19 protein-coding genes are annotated in these 17,945 nt (G+C 70.0%); 14 read left to right on the top strand and 5 right to left on the bottom strand.

The features are described 5' to 3' along the window. The first annotated feature begins 102 nt into the window (after window positions 1-102). From ABZY13_RS01560 to ABZY13_RS01610, 11 genes are all read left to right on the top strand, one after another. Window positions 103-1,425 (top strand): MraY family glycosyltransferase, encoded by a 1,323-nt coding sequence (locus tag ABZY13_RS01560; RefSeq protein ID WP_356626729.1) that lies wholly within the window; start codon window positions 103-105, stop codon window positions 1,423-1,425. A gap of 288 nt (window positions 1,426-1,713) precedes the next feature. Further along, a complete protein-coding gene (locus ABZY13_RS01565; protein ID WP_356626731.1) occupies window positions 1,714-2,127 on the top strand; it encodes a hypothetical protein in 414 nt (137 codons plus the stop codon). Window positions 2,128-2,337: 210 nt separating this feature from the next. Continuing rightward, a complete protein-coding gene (gene atpB, locus ABZY13_RS01570; protein ID WP_356626733.1) occupies window positions 2,338-3,177 on the top strand; it encodes a F0F1 ATP synthase subunit A in 840 nt (279 codons plus the stop codon). Between the two features lie 75 nt (window positions 3,178-3,252). After that, entirely contained in the window at window positions 3,253-3,474 is a 222-nt protein-coding gene (gene atpE, locus ABZY13_RS01575) for an ATP synthase F0 subunit C (RefSeq protein ID WP_004925497.1), read from the top strand. Window positions 3,475-3,516: 42 nt separating this feature from the next. After that, window positions 3,517-4,068, top strand: a complete 552-nt coding sequence (locus ABZY13_RS01580) for a F0F1 ATP synthase subunit B (protein WP_356626735.1) — start codon at window positions 3,517-3,519, stop codon at window positions 4,066-4,068. Next, a complete protein-coding gene (locus tag ABZY13_RS01585; RefSeq protein WP_356626737.1) occupies window positions 4,065-4,880 on the top strand; it encodes a F0F1 ATP synthase subunit delta in 816 nt (271 codons plus the stop codon). Before ABZY13_RS01580 ends, ABZY13_RS01585 begins: the two co-directional genes overlap by 4 nt. 145 nt (window positions 4,881-5,025) lie before the next feature. Next, a complete protein-coding gene (gene atpA, locus ABZY13_RS01590) occupies window positions 5,026-6,624 on the top strand; it encodes a F0F1 ATP synthase subunit alpha (RefSeq protein ID WP_356626739.1) in 1,599 nt (532 codons plus the stop codon). A gap of 20 nt (window positions 6,625-6,644) precedes the next feature. Then, window positions 6,645-7,562: a F0F1 ATP synthase subunit gamma gene (locus tag ABZY13_RS01595; protein WP_356626741.1), complete on the top strand. Its 918-nt coding sequence runs from the start codon at window positions 6,645-6,647 to the stop codon at window positions 7,560-7,562. Then, window positions 7,562-8,998, top strand: coding sequence for a F0F1 ATP synthase subunit beta (gene atpD / locus ABZY13_RS01600; protein WP_356626743.1), 1,437 nt, complete (start codon window positions 7,562-7,564; stop codon window positions 8,996-8,998). The genes ABZY13_RS01595 and atpD overlap by 1 nt, the downstream gene beginning before the upstream one ends. Window positions 8,999-9,124: 126 nt before the next feature. Next, window positions 9,125-9,502 carry a F0F1 ATP synthase subunit epsilon gene (locus ABZY13_RS01605; RefSeq protein WP_356626744.1) on the top strand — a complete coding sequence of 126 codons (378 nt, stop codon included), beginning with the start codon at window positions 9,125-9,127 and terminating at the stop codon, window positions 9,500-9,502. A 130-nt stretch (window positions 9,503-9,632) separates the two neighbouring features. Beyond that, window positions 9,633-10,079 carry a DUF2550 domain-containing protein gene (locus ABZY13_RS01610; RefSeq protein ID WP_356626745.1) on the top strand — a complete coding sequence of 149 codons (447 nt, stop codon included), beginning with the start codon at window positions 9,633-9,635 and terminating at the stop codon, window positions 10,077-10,079. Window positions 10,080-10,361: 282 nt separating this feature from the next. On the opposite strand, the gene ABZY13_RS01615 is transcribed toward ABZY13_RS01610, so the two are convergent. The 3 genes from ABZY13_RS01615 to ABZY13_RS01625 all read right to left on the bottom strand — a co-directional run bounded on the left by ABZY13_RS01615 (window position 10,362) and on the right by ABZY13_RS01625 (window position 14,140). Beyond that, window positions 10,362-12,191, bottom strand: a complete 1,830-nt coding sequence (locus ABZY13_RS01615) for a glycoside hydrolase family 18 chitinase (protein ID WP_356626747.1) — start codon at window positions 12,189-12,191, stop codon at window positions 10,362-10,364. Window positions 12,192-12,311: 120 nt separating this feature from the next. Then, on the bottom strand, window positions 12,312-12,953 hold the full coding sequence (locus ABZY13_RS01620; RefSeq protein WP_356626749.1) for a response regulator transcription factor: 642 nt from the start codon (window positions 12,951-12,953) through the stop codon (window positions 12,312-12,314). Continuing rightward, window positions 12,950-14,140: a histidine kinase gene (locus ABZY13_RS01625; RefSeq protein WP_356626750.1), complete on the bottom strand. Its 1,191-nt coding sequence runs from the start codon at window positions 14,138-14,140 to the stop codon at window positions 12,950-12,952. Before ABZY13_RS01625 ends, ABZY13_RS01620 begins: the two co-directional genes overlap by 4 nt. A 173-nt stretch (window positions 14,141-14,313) precedes the next feature. Between ABZY13_RS01625 and ABZY13_RS01630 the strand changes: the two genes are divergently transcribed. Then, on the top strand, window positions 14,314-14,940 hold the full coding sequence (locus tag ABZY13_RS01630) for a hypothetical protein (protein WP_356626752.1): 627 nt from the start codon (window positions 14,314-14,316) through the stop codon (window positions 14,938-14,940). Here the strand turns inward: ABZY13_RS01630 and ABZY13_RS01635 are convergent. Further along, complete coding sequence (locus ABZY13_RS01635; protein WP_356626754.1) at window positions 14,866-15,438, bottom strand: cob(I)yrinic acid a,c-diamide adenosyltransferase; 573 nt, start codon at window positions 15,436-15,438, stop codon at window positions 14,866-14,868. The two genes, ABZY13_RS01630 and ABZY13_RS01635, sit on opposite strands and share 75 nt — an antisense overlap. Before the next feature lie 19 nt (window positions 15,439-15,457). Next, window positions 15,458-16,111: a 1,4-alpha-glucan branching protein gene (locus ABZY13_RS01640; RefSeq protein WP_356626756.1), complete on the bottom strand. Its 654-nt coding sequence runs from the start codon at window positions 16,109-16,111 to the stop codon at window positions 15,458-15,460. Between the two features lie 450 nt (window positions 16,112-16,561). On the opposite strand from ABZY13_RS01640, the gene ABZY13_RS01645 reads away from it, so the two are divergent. Both ABZY13_RS01645 and ABZY13_RS01650 read left to right on the top strand, forming a co-directional pair. Then, window positions 16,562-17,410, top strand: coding sequence for a 3-hydroxyacyl-CoA dehydrogenase family protein (locus ABZY13_RS01645; RefSeq protein WP_356626758.1), 849 nt, complete (start codon window positions 16,562-16,564; stop codon window positions 17,408-17,410). Window positions 17,411-17,556: 146 nt separating this feature from the next. Continuing rightward, window positions 17,557-17,880: an STAS domain-containing protein gene (locus ABZY13_RS01650; protein ID WP_356626760.1), complete on the top strand. Its 324-nt coding sequence runs from the start codon at window positions 17,557-17,559 to the stop codon at window positions 17,878-17,880. The last annotated feature ends 65 nt before the right edge of the window (window positions 17,881-17,945 follow it).

Below are 17,945 nucleotides of genomic sequence, written 5' to 3' on the forward strand. Positions count from 1 at the left end.
AACCATCGTCGCTACCCGGCAGTCCCCTCGTATATGCGTCCCGTATCCGGACGTCGCTAGGGTGTGGGGCTGAGATGGCCGGCGAGACTTGTGGGGAAGCCCGTGCGTGAATACCTGCTGACGCTCTGCATCACGGCCGCGGTGACGTATCTGCTCACAGGGCCGGTGCGGAAGTTCGCGATCGTGGCGGGGGCGATGCCGGAGATCCGGGCCCGTGACGTGCACCGGGAGCCCACTCCGCGCCTCGGCGGGATCGCCATGTTCTTCGGCCTGTGCGCGGGTCTGCTGGTCGCCGACCACCTCACCAACCTCAACCACGTCTTCGAGACGTCCAACGAGCCCAGAGCCCTGCTCTCGGGGGCCGCGCTGATCTGGCTGATCGGCGTGCTGGACGACAAGTTCGAGATCGACGCGCTGATCAAGCTGGGCGGTCAGATGATCGCCGCCGGCGTGATGGTCATGCAGGGCCTGACCATCCTGTGGCTGCCGGTGCCGGGCGTCGGCACGGTCGCGCTCACCCAGTGGCAGGGCACGCTGCTGACGGTGGCGCTCGTCGTCATCACCATCAACGCGGTCAACTTCGTGGACGGCCTCGACGGCCTCGCGGCGGGCATGGTGTGCATCGCGTCGGCGGCGTTCTTCATGTACGCCTACCGCATCTGGTATTCGTACGGCATCGAGGCCGCCGCCCCCGCGACCCTGTTCGCGGCCATCCTCATGGGCATGTGCCTGGGCTTCCTGCCGCACAACATGCACCCCGCCCGCATCTTCATGGGCGACTCGGGCTCGATGCTGATCGGCCTCGTCCTGGCGGCGGGCGCGATCTCGGTCACCGGGCAGGTGGACCCGGACGTGATGAAGCTGTTCTCCGGTTCCGAGCGCAACGCGGTGCACCAGATGGTGCCCGTCTACATCCCGCTGGTCATGCCGCTGACCATCATCGCGATCCCGGCCGCCGACCTGGTGCTCGCCATCGTCCGCCGGACCTGGCGCGGCCAGTCCCCGTTCGCCGCCGACCGCGGCCACCTGCACCACCGCCTGCTGGAGATCGGCCACTCGCACAGCCGGGCCGTGCTGATCATGTATTTCTGGTCGGCCCTGATCGCCTTCGGCGCGCTCGCCTACTCCGTCAACTCGGCGTCCATGTGGATCGTCCTCGGCATCGTCTTCCTCAGCGCGATCGGCCTGGCCCTGCTGCTGATGCCGCGCTTCACCCCGCGCGCCCCGGTCTGGGCGGAGCGCTTCGTGCCCCCGCGCTACCGTCGCAGGGCGCTCGCCGAGCCGGCCCCGGCACCGGCGCCGGCCGCCGCGGAGGCGCCGGCGGAGACCCCGGCCGTGGAGGAGCACCGTACGCCTGTGGCCGTTGGGGTGTCCGGGGTCAACGGGGCGACCGCCGTGGGCCCTCGATCGCGCTTCACAAGGTAAGAATCTGACTAAAGCATTGCCAACCCGTGGGGGAACGAACCGGTCCTATACCCGACAAAGGGTCCCGGTTTCTGCACAGACGCGCATGTTCACTCTCATGTGTGACAGCTGGCACACCCGGCAGGTAAAGACCTCATCAAATAGTTTGTGATACGGTTCACGAGAACCCCCGGACAGAGCCGAAGGACCGCGAATGCGACGGTCAGGCGGCGTGAGGACCTCTCTCCACCCGGGACTACGCTCGTCCATGACGACACCCCTGCCCCCTTTGAAAGCGGAGTTGCCGCCATGCCGTCCAACGACGTCCGGATCCTGGCCCAGGCCGCTGTGCCCACAGCCGCCGTCGGCGCAGTCGCCGCCGTCGTCAGCGGTGTGGTCGCCGGCGGGGAAGGCGCGATCGGGGCGGTCGTCGCGACGCTCGTGGTGATCCTCTTCATGGGGATCGGCCTCTACGTCCTCCAGCGCACCGCCAGGTCGCTCCCGCACCTCTTCCAGGCCATGGGCCTGATGCTGTACGCGGCCCAGATCCTGCTGCTGTTCGTCTTCGTCGCGGCCTTCAAGAACACGACGCTGTTCCACCCCCGGGCCTTCGCGCTCACCCTGGTCGCCGCCACCCTGGCGTGGATCGCGGCGCAGACGCGGGCGCACATGAAGTCCAAGATCCTCTACGTCGAGCCCGAGAAGTCGGGGCACTCGTCGTGAGGGGTAGGGCCGGGATAAAGGCACATGACAGATCCTGCTATCGTCCGGTGCCAACTGCGGCATCGCGGGCGCGGGCATCCGAGCTGACGCCTGCTCAATCGCGAGGCGAGATGCCCCACAGCCGCCCCCACATCCGTAACACCAGTCCCGTGCCGAACCGCGGCCACATGCCGCGCCGACACAACGAGGTTGCCGTACCTATGCGCCACGATGAAGGAGCCCGCGGTGAGTGCTGACCCGACGCAGGTGCTCGCCTTCGAGACCGACTGCCACCTGTTCGACGGGTGCGGCTTCCCGGCCCCGGGCCTGCACTCGTTCCTCTTCGAGCCGCTCTGGGGCGACGCGGACGGCAACGGCCTGTACTTCAACAAGCCGATGCTGCTGGCCCTGCTGGGCTCGATCATCGTGGTCGGCTTCTTCTGGGCGGCGTTCGCCAAGCCGAAGCTGATCCCGGGCAAGCTCCAGATGGTCGCCGAGGCCGGCTACGACTTCGTACGCCGCGGCATCGTCTACGAGACGATCGGCAAGAAGGAGGGCGAGAAGTACGTCCCGCTCGCCGTCTCGCTGTTCTTCTTCATCTGGATGATGAACCTCTGGTCGATCGTGCCGGTCGCCGCCTTCCCGGTGACCTCGATCATCGCCTACCCGGCGATCCTGGCCCTGATCGTCTACGTCACCTGGGTCTCGCTGACCTTCAAGCGCCACGGCTTCGTCGGCGCCCTCAAGAACTTCACGGGCTACGACAAGTCGCTCGGCCCGGTGCTCCCGCTGGCCATGACCATCGAGTTCTTCTCGAACCTGCTGGTCCGCCCGTTCACGCACGCGGTCCGGCTCTTCGCGAACATGTTCGCCGGTCACACGCTGCTGCTGCTGTTCACCATCGCCGCCTGGTACATGCTGAACGGCATCGGCATCGCCTACTCGGCGGTCTCGTTCGTGATGGTCATCGTGATGACGGCCTTCGAGCTCTTCATCCAGGCGGTCCAGGCGTACGTCTTCGTCCTGCTGACCTGCACCTTCATCCAGGGCGCGCTCGCCGAGCACCACTGAGCGATCCCGCTTTCGCACCCCCCAGTCGTCCGGTGGCCAACCCCCACCGGTCCGTAAAGAGAAGGAAGAACTGGCATGTCCAACCTTGCTGCTGTCACCGGTGACCTCGGTTCCGTCGGTTACGGTCTCGCGGCCATCGGCCCGGGCGTCGGCGTTGGCATCATCTTCGGTAACGGCACGCAGGCCCTCGCCCGCCAGCCCGAGGCGGCCGGCCTGATCCGCGCCAACCAGATCCTGGGCTTCGCCTTCTGTGAGGCGCTCGCCCTCATCGGTCTCGTCATGCCGTTCGTCTACTAAGACGAGCCCTGACGACCGTCCCATTTGACGAAAGGCACTGATGTGACATCCGCCCTGGTTTTCCTGGCGGCTGAGGGTGAGAAGGAGAACCCCCTCATTCCGCCGTGGCCGGAAGTTGTCATCGGCCTCATCGCTTTCGTCATCGTCTTCGGCTTCCTCGCCAAGAAGCTCCTCCCGAACATCAACAAGGTTCTGGAAGAGCGTCGCGAGGCCATCGAGGGCGGTATCGAGAAGGCCGAGGCCGCGCAGACCGAGGCCCAGAGCGTCCTTGAGCAGTACAAGGCACAGCTCGCCGAAGCCCGTCACGAGGCCGCGCGACTGCGCCAGGAGGCGCAGGAGCAGGGAGCCGCGCTCATCGCCGAGATGCGCGCGGAAGGCCAGCGGCAGCGCGAGGAGATCGTCGCCGCCGGTCACGCCCAGATCGAGGCCGACCGCAAGGCCGCGTCCTCCGCGCTGCGCCAGGACGTCGGCAAGCTCGCCACCGACCTGGCCGGCAAGCTGGTCGGCGAGTCCCTCGAGGACCACGCCCGGCAGAGCCGCGTGATCGACCGCTTCCTCGACGAGCTCGAGGAGAAGGCCGAGGCGTCTCGATGAACGGAGCGAGCCGCGAGGCCCTGGCAGCCGCACGTGAGCGTCTCGACGCGCTGACGGACGCCACGTCCGTGGACGCGCAGCGGCTCGCCGAGGAGCTGGCCGCGGTGACCGCGCTGCTCGACCGCGAGGTGTCGCTGCGTCGGGTCCTGACCGACCCGGCGCAGGCCGGTGAGGCCAAGGCCGACCTGGCCCGGCGCCTGATCGGCGGGCAGGTCGGCGGCGAGACCGTGGACCTGCTGTCCGGCATGGTGCGCTCCCGCTGGTCGCAGTCGCGCGACCTGGTGGACGCCCTCGAGGAGCTGGCGGCCGTCGCCGACCTCACCGCCGCGCAGAAGGCGGGCACGCTCGACAACGTCGAGGACGAGCTGTTCCGGTTCGGCCGGATCGTCTCCTCGAACACCGAGCTGCGCGCCGCGCTGACCGACCGCAAGGCCACCACCGCGGCCAAGGGCGAGCTGCTGCGCAGCCTGCTCGGCGGCCGGGCCGAGGCCGCCACCGAGCGGCTGGTGACGCGCCTGGTGACCGCGCCGCGAGGCCGTAGCCTGGAGACGGGACTGGAGTCCCTGTCCAAGCTCGCCGCCGAGCGCCGTGACCGCACGGTCGCCGTCGTCACCTCGGCGGTCCCGCTGAGCGACTCGCAGAAGCAGCGCCTCGGCGCCGCCCTCGCGAAGCTCTACGGCCGCCGGATGCACCTCAACCTCGACGTGGACCCCGAGGTCCTCGGCGGGATCCGGGTGCGGGTCGGCGACGAGGTCATCAACGGCTCCATCGCGGACCGGCTGGAAGACGCGAGCCGCCGCCTGGCGGGCTGACGGCACCGCCGGCAGCGCACAAACAGAACGCAGTACGTACTTACGGCCCTGGTTGGGCCGTGCAGAGGATTCACCTCCTGTTGGGGGGAGTCCCCATCCCCCCAAAGTGAAACTTCGGGCCCAACAAGGAGAGCAGGGAACCCAGATGGCGGAGCTCACGATCCGGCCGGAGGAGATCCGGGACGCACTGGAGACCTTCGTCCAGTCGTACAAGCCGGACGCGGCCTCGCGCGAGGAGGTCGGTACGGTCACCCTTGCCGGCGACGGCATCGCGAAGGTCGAGGGCCTCCCCTCGGCCATGGCCAACGAACTGCTGAAGTTCGAGGACGGCACCCTCGGTCTCGCCCTCAACCTCGAGGAGCGCGAGATCGGTTGCGTCATCCTCGGCGAGTTCAGCGGCATCGAGGAGGGTCAGCCGGTCACCCGTACCGGCGAGGTGCTCTCCGTGGCAGTGGGCGAGGGCTACCTCGGCCGCGTCGTCGACCCGCTCGGCAACCCGATCGACGGCCTCGGCGAGATCGAGACCTCGGGCCGCCGCGCCCTCGAGCTGCAGGCCCCCACGGTCATGCAGCGCAAGTCGGTGCACGAGCCCATGGAGACGGGCTACAAGGCCGTCGACGCGATGACCCCGATCGGCCGTGGCCAGCGTCAGCTGATCATCGGCGACCGTCAGACCGGCAAGACCGCGCTGGCCGTCGACACGATCATCAACCAGCGCGACAACTGGCGCTCGGGCGACCCGAAGAAGCAGGTCCGCTGCATCTACGTCGCCATCGGCCAGAAGGGCTCGACCATCGCGTCGGTCCGCCGCGCGCTGGAGGAGAACGGCGCGCTGGAGTACACGACCATCGTCGCCGCCCCGGCGTCCGACCCGGCCGGCTTCAAGTACCTCGCCCCCTACACCGGCTCGGCCATCGGCCAGCAGTGGATGTACGAGGGCAAGCACGTCCTGATCATCTTCGACGACCTGTCGAAGCAGGCCGACGCCTACCGCGCCGTGTCCCTGCTGCTGCGCCGTCCGCCGGGCCGCGAGGCCTACCCGGGCGACGTCTTCTACCTGCACTCCCGTCTGCTGGAGCGCTGCGCCAAGCTCTCCGACGACATGGGCGCCGGCTCGATGACCGGTCTGCCGATCGTCGAGACCAAGGCCAACGACGTGTCGGCGTTCATCCCGACCAACGTCATCTCCATCACCGACGGCCAGTGCTTCCTGGAGTCGGACCTGTTCAACGCCGGTCAGCGCCCCGCGCTGAACGTCGGTATCTCCGTCTCCCGAGTCGGCGGTTCCGCGCAGCACAAGGCGATGAAGCAGGTCTCCGGCCGTCTGCGCGTGGACCTGGCCCAGTTCCGCGAGCTGGAGGCGTTCGCCGCCTTCGGTTCCGACCTGGACGCCGCGTCGAAGGCGCAGCTGGAGCGCGGTCAGCGCATGGTCGAGCTGCTGAAGCAGAACCAGTACCAGCCGATGTCCACCGAGGACCAGGTCGTCTCCGTCTGGGCCGGCACCACCGGCAAGATGGACGACGTCCCCGTCGCCGACATCCGCCGCTTCGAGAAGGAGCTCCTGGAGTACCTGCACCGCAAGGAGCAGGGCCTCATGACCTCCATCCGCGAGGGCGGCAAGATGTCCGACGACACCCTCGGCGCCGTTGCCGACGCCATCGCGGAGTTCAAGAAGCAGTTCGAGACCTCGGACGGCAAGCTTCTCGGCGAGGACGCCCCGGCGGCTGTCAACGTCTCCAAGTGACGTAGGAAGGGACCTGACTCATGGGAGCCCAGCTCCGGGTCTACAAGCGTCGCATCCGATCCGTCACCGCGACCAAGAAGATCACCAAGGCGATGGAGATGATCGCCGCCTCGCGCGTCGTCAAGGCGCAGCGCAAGGTGGCGGCCTCCACGCCGTACGCGCAGGAACTGACCCGCGCGGTCACGGCGGTCGGCACCGGGTCGAACACGAAGCACCCGCTGACCACCCAGGCCGAGACGGTCACCCGGTCCGCGGTCCTGCTGCTGACCAGCGACCGCGGTCTGGCCGGCGCCTTCAACTCCAACGCCATCAAGGCGGCGGAGCAGCTGACCGAGCGCCTGGAGCGCGAGGGCAAGCAGGTCGACACGTACATCGTCGGCCGGCGTGGTGTGGCGCACTACAACTTCCGTGAGCGCAAGGTCGCGGAGTCGTGGACGGGCTTCACCGACGAGCCCTCGTACGCGGACGCCAAGAAGGTCGCGGCGCCGCTGATCGAGGCCATCCAGAAGGACACGGCCGAGGGCGGCGTGGACGAGATCCACATCGTCTTCACCGAGTTCGTCTCGATGATGACGCAGACGGCGCTCGACGACCGCCTGCTGCCGCTCAGCCTCGACGAGGTCGCGCAGGAGGCGTCCGCCAAGGACGAGATCCTCCCGCTGTACGACTTCGAGCCGTCGGCGGAGGACGTCCTCGACGCCCTGCTGCCGCGGTACGTCGAGAGCCGGATCTACAACGCGCTGCTTCAGTCGGCCGCTTCCAAGCACGCCGCCACCCGGCGTGCGATGAAGTCGGCCACCGACAACGCGGGCGAGCTGATCAACACGCTCTCCCGTCTTGCCAACGCGGCCCGCCAGGCCGAAATCACCCAGGAAATCAGCGAGATCGTCGGTGGCGCCAGCGCCCTGGCCGACGCGACCGCGGGGAGTGACCGCTAATGACCACCACTGTTGAGACCGCGACGGCTACGGGCCGCGTCGCCCGGGTCATCGGCCCGGTCGTCGACGTGGAGTTCCCCGTCGACGCGATGCCGGAGATCTACAACGCTCTGCACGTCGAGGTGGCCGACCCGGCCAACGCCGGCGAGAAGAAGACGCTGACCCTCGAGGTCGCCCAGCACCTGGGCGACGGCCTGGTCCGCACCATCTCCATGCAGCCGACCGACGGCCTGGTCCGCCAGGCCCCGGTCGTCGACACCGGCGACGGCATCACCGTCCCGGTCGGCGACTTCACCAAGGGCAAGGTGTTCAACACCCTCGGTGAGGTGCTGAACGTCGACGAGAAGTACACGGGCGAGCGCTGGTCCATCCACCGCAAGGCCCCGAACTTCGACGAGCTCGAGTCGAAGACCGAGATGTTCGAGACCGGCGTCAAGGTCATCGACCTGCTGACCCCGTACGTCAAGGGCGGCAAGATCGGTCTGTTCGGCGGCGCCGGCGTCGGCAAGACGGTGCTCATCCAGGAGATGATCTACCGCGTCGCCAACAACCACGACGGTGTGTCGGTGTTCGCCGGCGTCGGTGAGCGCACCCGTGAGGGCAACGACCTCATCGACGAGATGAGCGAGTCGGGCGTCATCGACAAGACCGCGCTGGTCTTCGGCCAGATGGACGAGCCCCCGGGCACCCGTCTGCGCGTCGCGCTGGCCGGCCTGACCATGGCCGAGTACTTCCGCGACGTCCAGAAGCAGGACGTGCTGTTCTTCATCGACAACATCTTCCGCTTCACCCAGGCCGGTTCCGAGGTGTCGACCCTGCTCGGCCGTATGCCCTCCGCGGTGGGCTACCAGCCGAACCTGGCCGACGAGATGGGTCTCCTCCAGGAGCGCATCACCTCGACCCGCGGTCACTCGATCACCTCCATGCAGGCGATCTACGTCCCTGCGGACGACCTGACCGACCCGGCCCCGGCCACCACCTTCGCCCACCTCGACGCGACGACGGTTCTGTCCCGTCCGATTTCGGAGAAGGGCATCTACCCGGCCGTGGACCCGCTGGACTCCACGTCCCGCATCCTGGACCCGCGCTACATCGCGCAGGACCACTACGACGCCGCCATGCGCGTCAAGAACATCCTGCAGAAGTACAAGGACCTCCAGGACATCATCGCGATCCTCGGTATCGACGAGCTCGGCGAGGAGGACAAGCTCGTCGTCCACCGTGCCCGTCGCGTGGAGCGCTTCCTGTCCCAGAACACCCACGTCGCCAAGCAGTTCACCGGCGTCGACGGGTCGGACGTCCCGCTGGACGAGTCGATCGCGGCCTTCAACGCGATCTGCGACGGCGAGTACGACCACTTCCCGGAGCAGGCGTTCTTCATGTGCGGTGGTATCGAGGACCTGAAGAAGAACGCGAAGGAGCTGGGCGTCTCCTGACCCCCGCGCTCTTGATGAGGGGCGGGATCCACCCGCGCGGGGTGCGTCCTGCCCCTCTCCGCACTCCTACTAGAATTGACCCCAACACCCGGCAGACCCGCCGGGTGGTGACCCGAGGAGCCACCCTTGGCTGCTGAGCTGCACGTCGCGCTGGTCGCGGCCGACCGAGAGGTCTGGTCCGGCGAGGCCACCCTGGTCGTCGCGCGCACCACGTCCGGCGACATCGGCGTCATGCCCGGTCACCAGCCGCTGCTCGGTGTGCTGGAGTCGGGCCCGGTGACCATCCGCACGAGTGATGGTGGAACGGTCGTCGCCGCGGTGCACGGCGGTTTCATCTCGTTCGCGGACAACAAGCTGTCGCTGCTGGCCGAGATCGCCGAGCTGTCGGAGGAGATCGACGTCCAGCGCGCCGAGCGGGCGCTGGAGCGCGCGAAGTCCGAGGACGACGCCTTTGCCGAGCGTCGTGCGGAGGTACGACTGCGCGCGGCGACCGCGGGGCGCTGAGCGCACCCGCGTACGCGATGACGTCACTCAGCCGCGGCTGGGACCGGAGCGATCCGGTGCCGGTCGCGGCTGAGGCAGATATGGATGTTTTTTCCGTTCCGTTACCTAGGAGACGAGGAGGTCGGTGTCGATGGTCCTCGCTCTGACTGTGTGCGGAATCGTGGTGTTCCTGGTGGTGCTGGGGCTCGCCGTCTTCGGCCTGCGGCGCCGGCTGATCCAGCGCTCCGGCGGCACGTTCGACTGCAGCCTGCGCTGGGACGCCCCGGTGACGCCGGACGGTGACGGAAAGGGCTGGGCCTACGGGGTGGCCCGCTACAACGGCGACCGGGTCGAATGGTTCCGCGTCTTCTCCTACGCCCCCCGCCCGCGCCGCGTCCTGGAACGCGCCTCGATCGAGGTGGCCGGCCGCCGCCTGCCCGAGGGCGAGGAGGAGCTGGCGCTGCTGTCCGACGCGGTGATCCTCGCGTGTCTGCACCGGGGGACGCGGCTGGAGCTGGCGATGAGCGAGGATGCGCTCACCGGGTTCCTGGCGTGGCTGGAGGCGGCTCCGCCGGGCCAGCGGGTGAACGTGGCCTGAGTCCGGCCGGCGCCTGACGTCCGACGCCCCACCGCCCCTCTTCGAGGGATCGGGAGGGGCGTATTCGTTTGTGGGGCGGGGTGGGGGGTGTCCCGGGCGAGCGAAGGGTCGGGTGCGGGTCGTGGTGGGCCGGTCGCGCGGTTCCCCGCGCCCCTTCGGGGCGTTTCCGGTGCCCGGCGGCAGAGGCCGAGCGCCTGGAAGGCGCCTGCTCCAGCCGGGGCCGGGGGAAAAGGGCGAGCCCGCCGCAGGGGTCTCCTGCGACGGGCTCGGGGTGGAGCTGGGTTACTTCAGGCCGTTGCTGATCGCCGTGACCAGTTCGCCGTTGCTGGTGTCGCCGCTGAACTCCCAGAAGAACGCGCCGCCCAGGCCCTGGTTCTTGGCCCAGGCCATCTTGCCCGCGATCGTCGCCGGGGTGTCGTAGGACCACCAGTTGGTGCCGCAGTGGGCGTAGGCCGTGCCGGCGATGGTGCCGGTGGCCGGGCAGGCCGTCTTGAGGACCTTGTAGTCCTCGATGCCCGCCTCGTACGTGCCCGGCGCCGCGCCGGTCGCCGTGCCGCCCGGGGCGGACTGGGTGACGCCGGTCCAGCCGCGGCCGTAGAAGCCGATGCCGAGCAGCAGCTTGGCGGCCGGCACGCCCTTCGCCTTGAGCTTGGCGATCGCGTCCGCGGAGTTGAAGCCCGCGGTCGGGATGCCCGGGTACGAGGTGAGCGGGGAGTGCGGGGCCGTCGGGCCGGTCTTGGCCCAGGCGCCGAAGTAGTCGTACGTCATCACGTTGTACCAGTCGAGGTACTGCGCCGCGCCGCCGTAGTCGGCCGCGTCGATCTTGCCGCCCTCGGAGCCGTCCGCGGTGATCGCGGCGGTGATGAGGTAGTCCTTGCCGAACTCGGCGCGCAGCGCCTGGGAGAGGGTCTTGAACGCCGCCGGACCCGAGGTGTCGCAGGTCAGGCCGCAGGCGTTCGGGTACTCCCAGTCGATGTCGATGCCGTCGAAGACGTCGGCCCAGCGCGGGTCCTCCACGACGGCCTTGCAGGACTTGGCGAACGCCGCGGCGTTCTGCGAGGCCTGGCCGAAGCCGCCGGAGTAGGTCCAGCCGCCGAACGAGTACAGCACCTTGATGTGCGGGTACTTCGCCTTCAGCTGGCGCAGCTGGTTGAAGTTGCCGCGCAGCGGCTGGTCCCAGGTGTCGGCGGTGCCGCTGACGGACTGGTCGGCGGTGTACGCCTTGTCGTAGGCGGCGTAGGTGTCGTCGACGGTGCACTGACCGTTCTTGACGTTGCCGAACGAGTAGTTGATGTGCGTGATCTTGGACGCGGAGCCCGAGGTCACCAGGTTCTTGACGTGGTAGTTGCGCCCGTAGACGCCCCACTCGGTGAAGTAGCCCAGGTTGACCTTGGTGCCGGGGGGCGGCTCCTCGCCGCTGCCGCCGCCGGTGGTGCGCACGGCGACCGAACCGCTGACCGGGCCGGTCTGGTCGGCGGTGTCACGGGCCTGCACGGTGTAGGAGTAGTCCGTGCCGGCACTCAGGCCGGTGTCCGTGTAGGTGGTGCCGGTGACCGTGGCGACCTTGGCGCCGCCGCGCAGGACGTCGTAGTTCTTGATGCCCTTGTCGTCGGTGGCCGCGCTCCAGGTGAGCTTCACCGAGGTGTCGGTGACGGAGGAGGCGGTCGGGGTGCCGGGCGCGGAGGGGGCCGCGTCGCCGGGCACGGACGGGCCGCCGTCGCAACTGCCGCCGTTGAGCTTACAGTTGGTGGGCGAGCCGGTGCCGGTGCCGTTGAAGCCGAAGGAGACGGACGCGCCGGGGGCGAGCGTGCCGTTCCAGGCCTTGTTCTTGGCGGTCCAGTGGGTGCCGGAGGACGTGACGTCGGCGTCCCAGGCGGAGGTGACCGACGTGCCGGAGGGGAAGTCCCACTCGACGGTCCAGGAGCTGATGGACGTGGTGCCGGTGTTCTTCACCGTCCACTTGCCCTCGAAGCCGTTGCCCCAGTCCGAGGCCTTGGTGTAGGTGGCGGTGGCGGACGTGGCGGCCTGGGCCGGGCTCGCGAGGCCGACCAGACCGGCCAGCGGCAGCAACAGGGTCGCGAACCCTGCCGCGGCTCTGTGTCTGAAGCGCATGCTGCGCCTCCTTATGGGGGTTGTGGGGGACATGACTGAGCCTTCATGTCCACGGTGCGGCGAGAATAGAAAGGTCTGGACCACAGGTCAATAGGTCTGGACCACCTACGGCTCGCGAACCTAGATCCCCAACTCCTGAGCTAGCACCGCCGCTTGCACCCGGCTGCGCAGCTCCAGCTTCCCCAGCAACCGGCTGACGTGCGTTTTCACCGTTCCCTCGGCCATGTCCAGGCGTATCGCGATCTCCGCGTTGGACAGCCCCTCGCCCAGGCAGGAAAGTACCTCGCGTTCGCGCCGGGTCAGTTCCGCGAGCACCGCCCGGTCGGCCTTCGGCTCCCGCGCCGGCCCCGCCGCGAACTCGGCGATGAGCCGCCGCGTCACGGCCGGCGCGATCAGCCCCTCGCCGCGCGCCACGGTCCGCACCGCCTCCAGCAGGTCCCGTGCGTCGGTGTTCTTCAGCAGGAACCCGGCGGCGCCCGCCCTGAGCGCCCCGAACACGTACTCGTCCAGGTCGAAGGTGGTCAGCACCAGCACGTCCGCCAGCTTCTCCGCGACCACCTGCCGGGTGGCCGACACCCCGTCCAGGCGCGGCATCTGAACGTCCATCAGCACCAGGTCCGGCCTCAGTTCGCGGGCCAGCGCCACCGCCTGCTCGCCGTCCGCGGCCTCGCCGACCACCTCGATGTCGGGCGCGCTGCGCAGGATCAGGACCAGCCCGGCGCGGACGGCGGACTGGTCCTCGGCGACGAGGACGCGGATCATGCGGATTCTCCTTCGGTCATGCGGTCCCCCTCGGCGAGGGGCAGACGGGCGTGCACGGTCCACCGGTCGCCCTCGGGCCCGGCCTCCAGCGTCCCGCCGAGCAGCGCGGCACGCTCCCGCATGCCGATCAGTCCGGCGCCGGAGCCCGGGGCGCGGGGGCCGTTCCGGTGACCGTAGGGGCTGGTCACCCGCACGTCGAGGGTGGTGTCGCGGCGGGCGAGGACGACGGCGACCCGGCCGGGGACGGCGTGCTTGAGGGCGTTGGTCAGCGACTCCTGCACGATGCGGTAGGCGGCCAGCTCCACCGGCGCCGGGACCGCGCCGTGCTCGGCCTCCAGGGTGACGTCCAGGCCGTTGCCGCGGGCCGCGCGGACCAGGGCGTCGAGGCCGTCGAGCGTCGGTGTGGCCGCCGGTTCCCGGTCGGCGTCCCCGTCGCGCAGGATGCCGATCAGTCGACGCATTTCGGCCAGTCCGGCGACGCTGTTCTCGCGGATCACGGCGAGGGCCTCGCGGCTGGTGCCGGGGTCGTCCAGGGACAGCGCGGCGGTGGAGTGGATGGCGATGGCGGAGAGGTGGTTGGCCACCATGTCGTGCAGTTCCCGTGCCATACGGGCGCGTTCGGCGACCACCGCCTGCGTCCGGTCCATCTCGGCCAGCAGCGCGGTCTGCTCGGCGCGCAGCCGGGCCGACTCGGCGGCGTCCCGGTGGTTGCGCACGATCAGCCCCGTGGAGGCCGGCGCGAACCCCACGATGCCCACGGCCACGCCGATCAGCAGCACCTCGGGCGCCTGCCACACCGCGAACGGCACGATCGCGGCGGCCACCGACAGCAGCCCCGTCACCCGGGGGATGCGGCGGGCGGCGGCGGGGGAGCCGTACAGGACGGCGGCGTAGATCACGTCGGTGAACATCAGGGCCGTGACCAGGCTGCCCTGGGTGAGCGTGTCCAGCAGGAGCGCCGCCGTCGCGGCGGGCAGCGCGACCCGCGGCGCGGACCGGCGCAGCAGCTCGCAGCCCGCCATCAGCGCCAGCGGCAGCAGGATCGGCCAGCGCCCGGGCCACAGCACGACCGGCTCGTCGGCGGATCGCATGCCCAGACCGATGCCCCACAGCAGCAGCCCGCCCAGCAGGCCCGCCAGCGCGATGTACACGTCGAAGCGGGACGGGCGGGGGAGTCGTACGGCCATGGGACCATCCAACACGGCCCGCGCGGGGCGCGCCTGCTCCTCCGGGACGGTCCCCGGCCCCCCGGCAGTACATCGAAGGATGCAGTCGCGGTTCGTCTGCGGCGACGACGAAATCCGGCCGCCGCGACGGGAGCCTTGAAGGGTGATCCGACGCACTGGGAGGAGCGCGAGCCGTGATCGTCACACTGATCGTCGTCTGTGAGGTCGGCTTCTGGGTGCTGCTGGCCGCCGGCCTGGCCTTCCGCTACCTGCTCAAGATGCCCCGCACCGGACTCGCCCTGCTGCTGTGCGAGCCGCTGCTGGAGGTCGTGCTGCTGGTCGTCACCGCGCTCGACCTGAAGAACGGCGCCGACCCCAGCTGGAAGCACGGCCTGGCCGCCCTCTACATCGGCTACACCGTCGGCCACGGCCACCGCACCGTGAAGTGGCTCGACGGCCACGCCGCCCACCGGTTCGGCGACGCCCCCAAGCCCGCCGGGGCGCCCCGGCACGGCATGGCCCGCGCCCGCCACGAGGGCAAGGTGTGGCTGGGCACGGTCATCGGCGCGGCCACCGCGACCGTGCTGCTCCAGATCGCCGTCTGGTACGTCGACGACGCCTCCCGCGTCACGTCCCTTGAGCAGTGGCGGGCCGTCGCCTGGCAGGTGACCGGCATCCACGGACTGATCGCGCTGTCCTACGCCGTCTTCCCGAAGAAGGCGCCGAAGACGGTGCGGCGGCAGGGCTCAGCGTTCTCCGCCCGGAACCCACAGCACGTCCCCGACGCGGCCGTTGGCCGTGCGCGCGAGGATGAACAGTAGGTCGGAGAGCCGGTTGAGGTAGGTCGCGGTGAGCGGGTTCATCGTCTCGCCGTGCGCCTCCAGCGCGGCCCAGGTCGAGCGCTCGGCCCGGCGGACCACCGTGCAGGCCTGGTGCAGCAGGGCCGCGCCGGGGGTGCCGCCGGGCAGGATGAAGGAGCGCAGCTTCTCCAGCCGCTCGTTGAACCGGTCGCAGTCCGCCTCCAGCCGGTCGACGTAGAACTGCTCGACCCGCAGCGGCGGATACTCGGGGTTCTCCACGACCGGCGTCGACAGGTCCGCGCCCACGTCGAACAGGTCGTTCTGGACGCGGGTGAGGACCTTGACGACGTCCTCCTCCAGACCGCCCAGCGCGATGGCCGTGCCGATCACCGCGTTCGCCTCGTTGGCGTCGGCGTACGCGGCGATCCGCAGATCGGTCTTGGCGACCCGGCTCATGTCCCCCAGGGCGGTGGTGCCCTTGTCGCCGGTCCGGGTGTAGATGCGCGTCAGATTGACCATGCGGCCAGCGTAGGCCCGCTCAGTCCGCGAGGGTGAAGAGGATCCCCTGGACGCGGGTCCCGTCCGCCGCGTTCCAGGCGCCGGCGACGTGGCCCGTCGTGCCCGGCGGGGGCAGCGGCGTGCCGCCGGGGGCCGGGTGCGGGGTCCGCAGCACCCGCAGGACCGTGCCGTCCGGCGCCGTCAGCGCGGTGTCCCGCTCGGTGTCGGCCACGGCGGTGAACACGGACGGGACCGGGCCGGCGCCCGCGTGGGCGCGGCTCACCTCACGGTCGGGGGTGTCCGTCTCGCTCTGCGCCTGCGGCTCGGCGCGGCCCTCCACCAGCGCCGCCAGACGGTCCGTCACCACCGGGTCGTGGCAGCCGTCGTACACCCAGCGCCGCCCGAGGACGCCGTGCTCGGTGGTGCCGATGAGGGCGTTCTCGGCCCCCTCCAGCGGAGCGCCCCGGTAGCTGAGCGGCACCAGGTAGGCGGCGCCCGGCTCGGGTCCGGAGCCATCGGTGACGATCATGAACTCGATGCCGACCTCCCCCTCCGGGTCGTCCAGCCGGAAGCCGCCGGCCTTGGTCAGCACGGGCTTCTCCGCGCCCCCGTGGTACCAGGGGCGCGAGGGCAGCCAGGCGGTCAGCAGCTCCAGCTTGGTCGGCTTCAGGGTGGTGCGGTGGATCACGGCCATGCGGGTGGTTCTCCTCCGGTGCAACGGGACGCGGGTCCTCCTACTCTGGCACCCGCCGACCGGCCCGACGATCACTTTCGCCGAGGTATGGCGCGGCGCCGGGCGCGCGAACCCACGCGTGTACGAGGTCCTTCGTCCGTGCGGGCGCTCCGTCCGGTCGTACGCGAAGGGCCGGCGCCCGCGCCGGCGTGCGGACAATGCGGGGCAAGACGCCCGCCGAGGCCGGCGCCGACGGGCGACCGGCCGAACCCGCGGCGGCCGAGGGGGCGTTCGCGCCGGGGCGTCGCCGCCGCCCCGGCGCGCGGCACCGCCTGCCGCGCCCTGCCGCCGCCGGTGTGATGTCCGTCATGTGAGACGTGACGCGCGTTACTTACCGGTCACAGCGCGCCTCACGAGCGCTAGTGTCCCGGCGAGAGAAGTAAGGACAGCGCGTATCAGGGGAGTCGCACAGTGGCACGGAAGCTCGCCGTCATCGGGGCCGGTCTCATGGGTTCCGGCATCGCCCAGGTCTCCGCGCAGGCGGGCTGGGACGTCGTCCTGCGCGACGTCACCGACGAGGCGCTGACCCGTGGCACCGACGGCATCAGGGCGTCGTACGACAAGTTCGTCTCCAAGGGCCGGATGGAGGCGCACGACGCCGACGCCGCCCTCGCCCGGATCACCGCGACCACCGACCTCGACGCCGCGGCCGACGCGGACGTCGTGGTCGAGGCCGTGTTCGAGAAGCTCGAGGTCAAGCACGAGATCTTCCGGGCGCTCGACAAGCTCGTGAAGGACGACGCCGTCCTCGCGTCCAACACCTCCGCCATCCCGATCACCAAGATCGCGGCCGCGACGGAGCGCCCGGAGCGCGTGGTCGGCGTCCACTTCTTCTCGCCGGTCCCGATGATGCAGCTGTGCGAACTCGTCCGCGGCCACAAGACCAGCGACGAGACCCTCGCCACCGCGCGGGAGTTCGCCGAGTCGGTCGGCAAGACCTGCATCGTCGTCAACCGCGACGTCGCCGGCTTCGTCACCACCCGGCTCATCTCCGCGCTCGTGGTCGAGGCCACCAAGCTCTACGAGTCCGGCGTCGCCTCCGCCGAGGACATCGACCTCGCCTGCAAGCTGGGCTTCGGGCACGCCATGGGCCCGCTCGCCACGGCCGACCTGACCGGCGTCGACATCCTCCTGCACGCCGCGAGCAACATCTACACCGAGACCCAGGACGAGAAGTTCGCCCCGCCGGAGCTGATGCGCCGGATGGTTGACGCCGGTGACATCGGGCGCAAGAGCGGGCAGGGCTTCTACAAGCACTGAAACAGCACTCGCCCCGAGGGCATCACACCTCGGGGTGAATTCGGTATCGGTTCGCTCACAACCAGCAACCGCATCGCCACGGAAGCCGTCAGACGTTGCACAGCCACCGTTCTGCAGTACGTCAACCGCACTCACGGGGAGCGCATATGCACATCAGGGGCGACCACGCCGAGGTGGTCGTCGGGGGCCGCCTCGACGTCCGCACCGCGGCGGACGCCCGTGCGGTTCTGCACACGGCGGTCGACGACGGCGCCGGGGACCTGATTCTCGACCTGTCCGAACTGGACTCCTGGGACGCCACCGGACTCGGCGTCATCATGGGCGCCCACCGGCGCGCCGGCCGCTGCGGCCGGCGGCTGGTGCTGCGCGGCGTACCGCCCCAGATGCAACGCCTCCTCGTCGCCACCCGGTTGCACCGGATCCTGGCGATCGAGGGCGGCATCGGCGTGGAGTCCCTGCCGCGGGTCTGACCCGGCAGGTGTGAACGGCCGCCCGGGGGAGACCCGGGCAGCCCACGGCGAAACGCCCGACGCGC

This window comes from Streptomyces sp. NPDC006610, from assembly GCF_040611575.1.
Classification (GTDB): domain Bacteria; phylum Actinomycetota; class Actinomycetes; order Streptomycetales; family Streptomycetaceae; genus Streptomyces.

What these genes read in the sequence shown, in the direction of transcription:
- ABZY13_RS01565 (WP_356626731.1), top strand. Translation starts at nt 1,714, where the DNA reads ATGCCGTCCAACGACGTCCGGATCCTGGCCCAGGCCGCTGTGCCCACA.
- atpB (WP_356626733.1), top strand. Translation starts at nt 2,338, where the DNA reads ATGAAGGAGCCCGCGGTGAGTGCTGACCCGACGCAGGTGCTCGCCTTC.
- atpE (WP_004925497.1), top strand. Translation starts at nt 3,253, where the DNA reads ATGTCCAACCTTGCTGCTGTCACCGGTGACCTCGGTTCCGTCGGTTAC.
- ABZY13_RS01585 (WP_356626737.1), top strand. Translation starts at nt 4,065, where the DNA reads ATGAACGGAGCGAGCCGCGAGGCCCTGGCAGCCGCACGTGAGCGTCTC.
- atpA (WP_356626739.1), top strand. Translation starts at nt 5,026, where the DNA reads ATGGCGGAGCTCACGATCCGGCCGGAGGAGATCCGGGACGCACTGGAG.
- ABZY13_RS01595 (WP_356626741.1), top strand. Translation starts at nt 6,645, where the DNA reads ATGGGAGCCCAGCTCCGGGTCTACAAGCGTCGCATCCGATCCGTCACC.
- atpD (WP_356626743.1), top strand. Translation starts at nt 7,562, where the DNA reads ATGACCACCACTGTTGAGACCGCGACGGCTACGGGCCGCGTCGCCCGG.
- ABZY13_RS01610 (WP_356626745.1), top strand. Translation starts at nt 9,633, where the DNA reads ATGGTCCTCGCTCTGACTGTGTGCGGAATCGTGGTGTTCCTGGTGGTG.
- ABZY13_RS01615 (WP_356626747.1), bottom strand. Translation starts at nt 12,191, where the DNA reads ATGCGCTTCAGACACAGAGCCGCGGCAGGGTTCGCGACCCTGTTGCTG.
- ABZY13_RS01620 (WP_356626749.1), bottom strand. Translation starts at nt 12,953, where the DNA reads ATGATCCGCGTCCTCGTCGCCGAGGACCAGTCCGCCGTCCGCGCCGGG.
- ABZY13_RS01625 (WP_356626750.1), bottom strand. Translation starts at nt 14,140, where the DNA reads ATGGCCGTACGACTCCCCCGCCCGTCCCGCTTCGACGTGTACATCGCG.
- ABZY13_RS01635 (WP_356626754.1), bottom strand. Translation starts at nt 15,438, where the DNA reads ATGGTCAATCTGACGCGCATCTACACCCGGACCGGCGACAAGGGCACC.
- ABZY13_RS01640 (WP_356626756.1), bottom strand. Translation starts at nt 16,111, where the DNA reads ATGGCCGTGATCCACCGCACCACCCTGAAGCCGACCAAGCTGGAGCTG.
- ABZY13_RS01650 (WP_356626760.1), top strand. Translation starts at nt 17,557, where the DNA reads ATGCACATCAGGGGCGACCACGCCGAGGTGGTCGTCGGGGGCCGCCTC.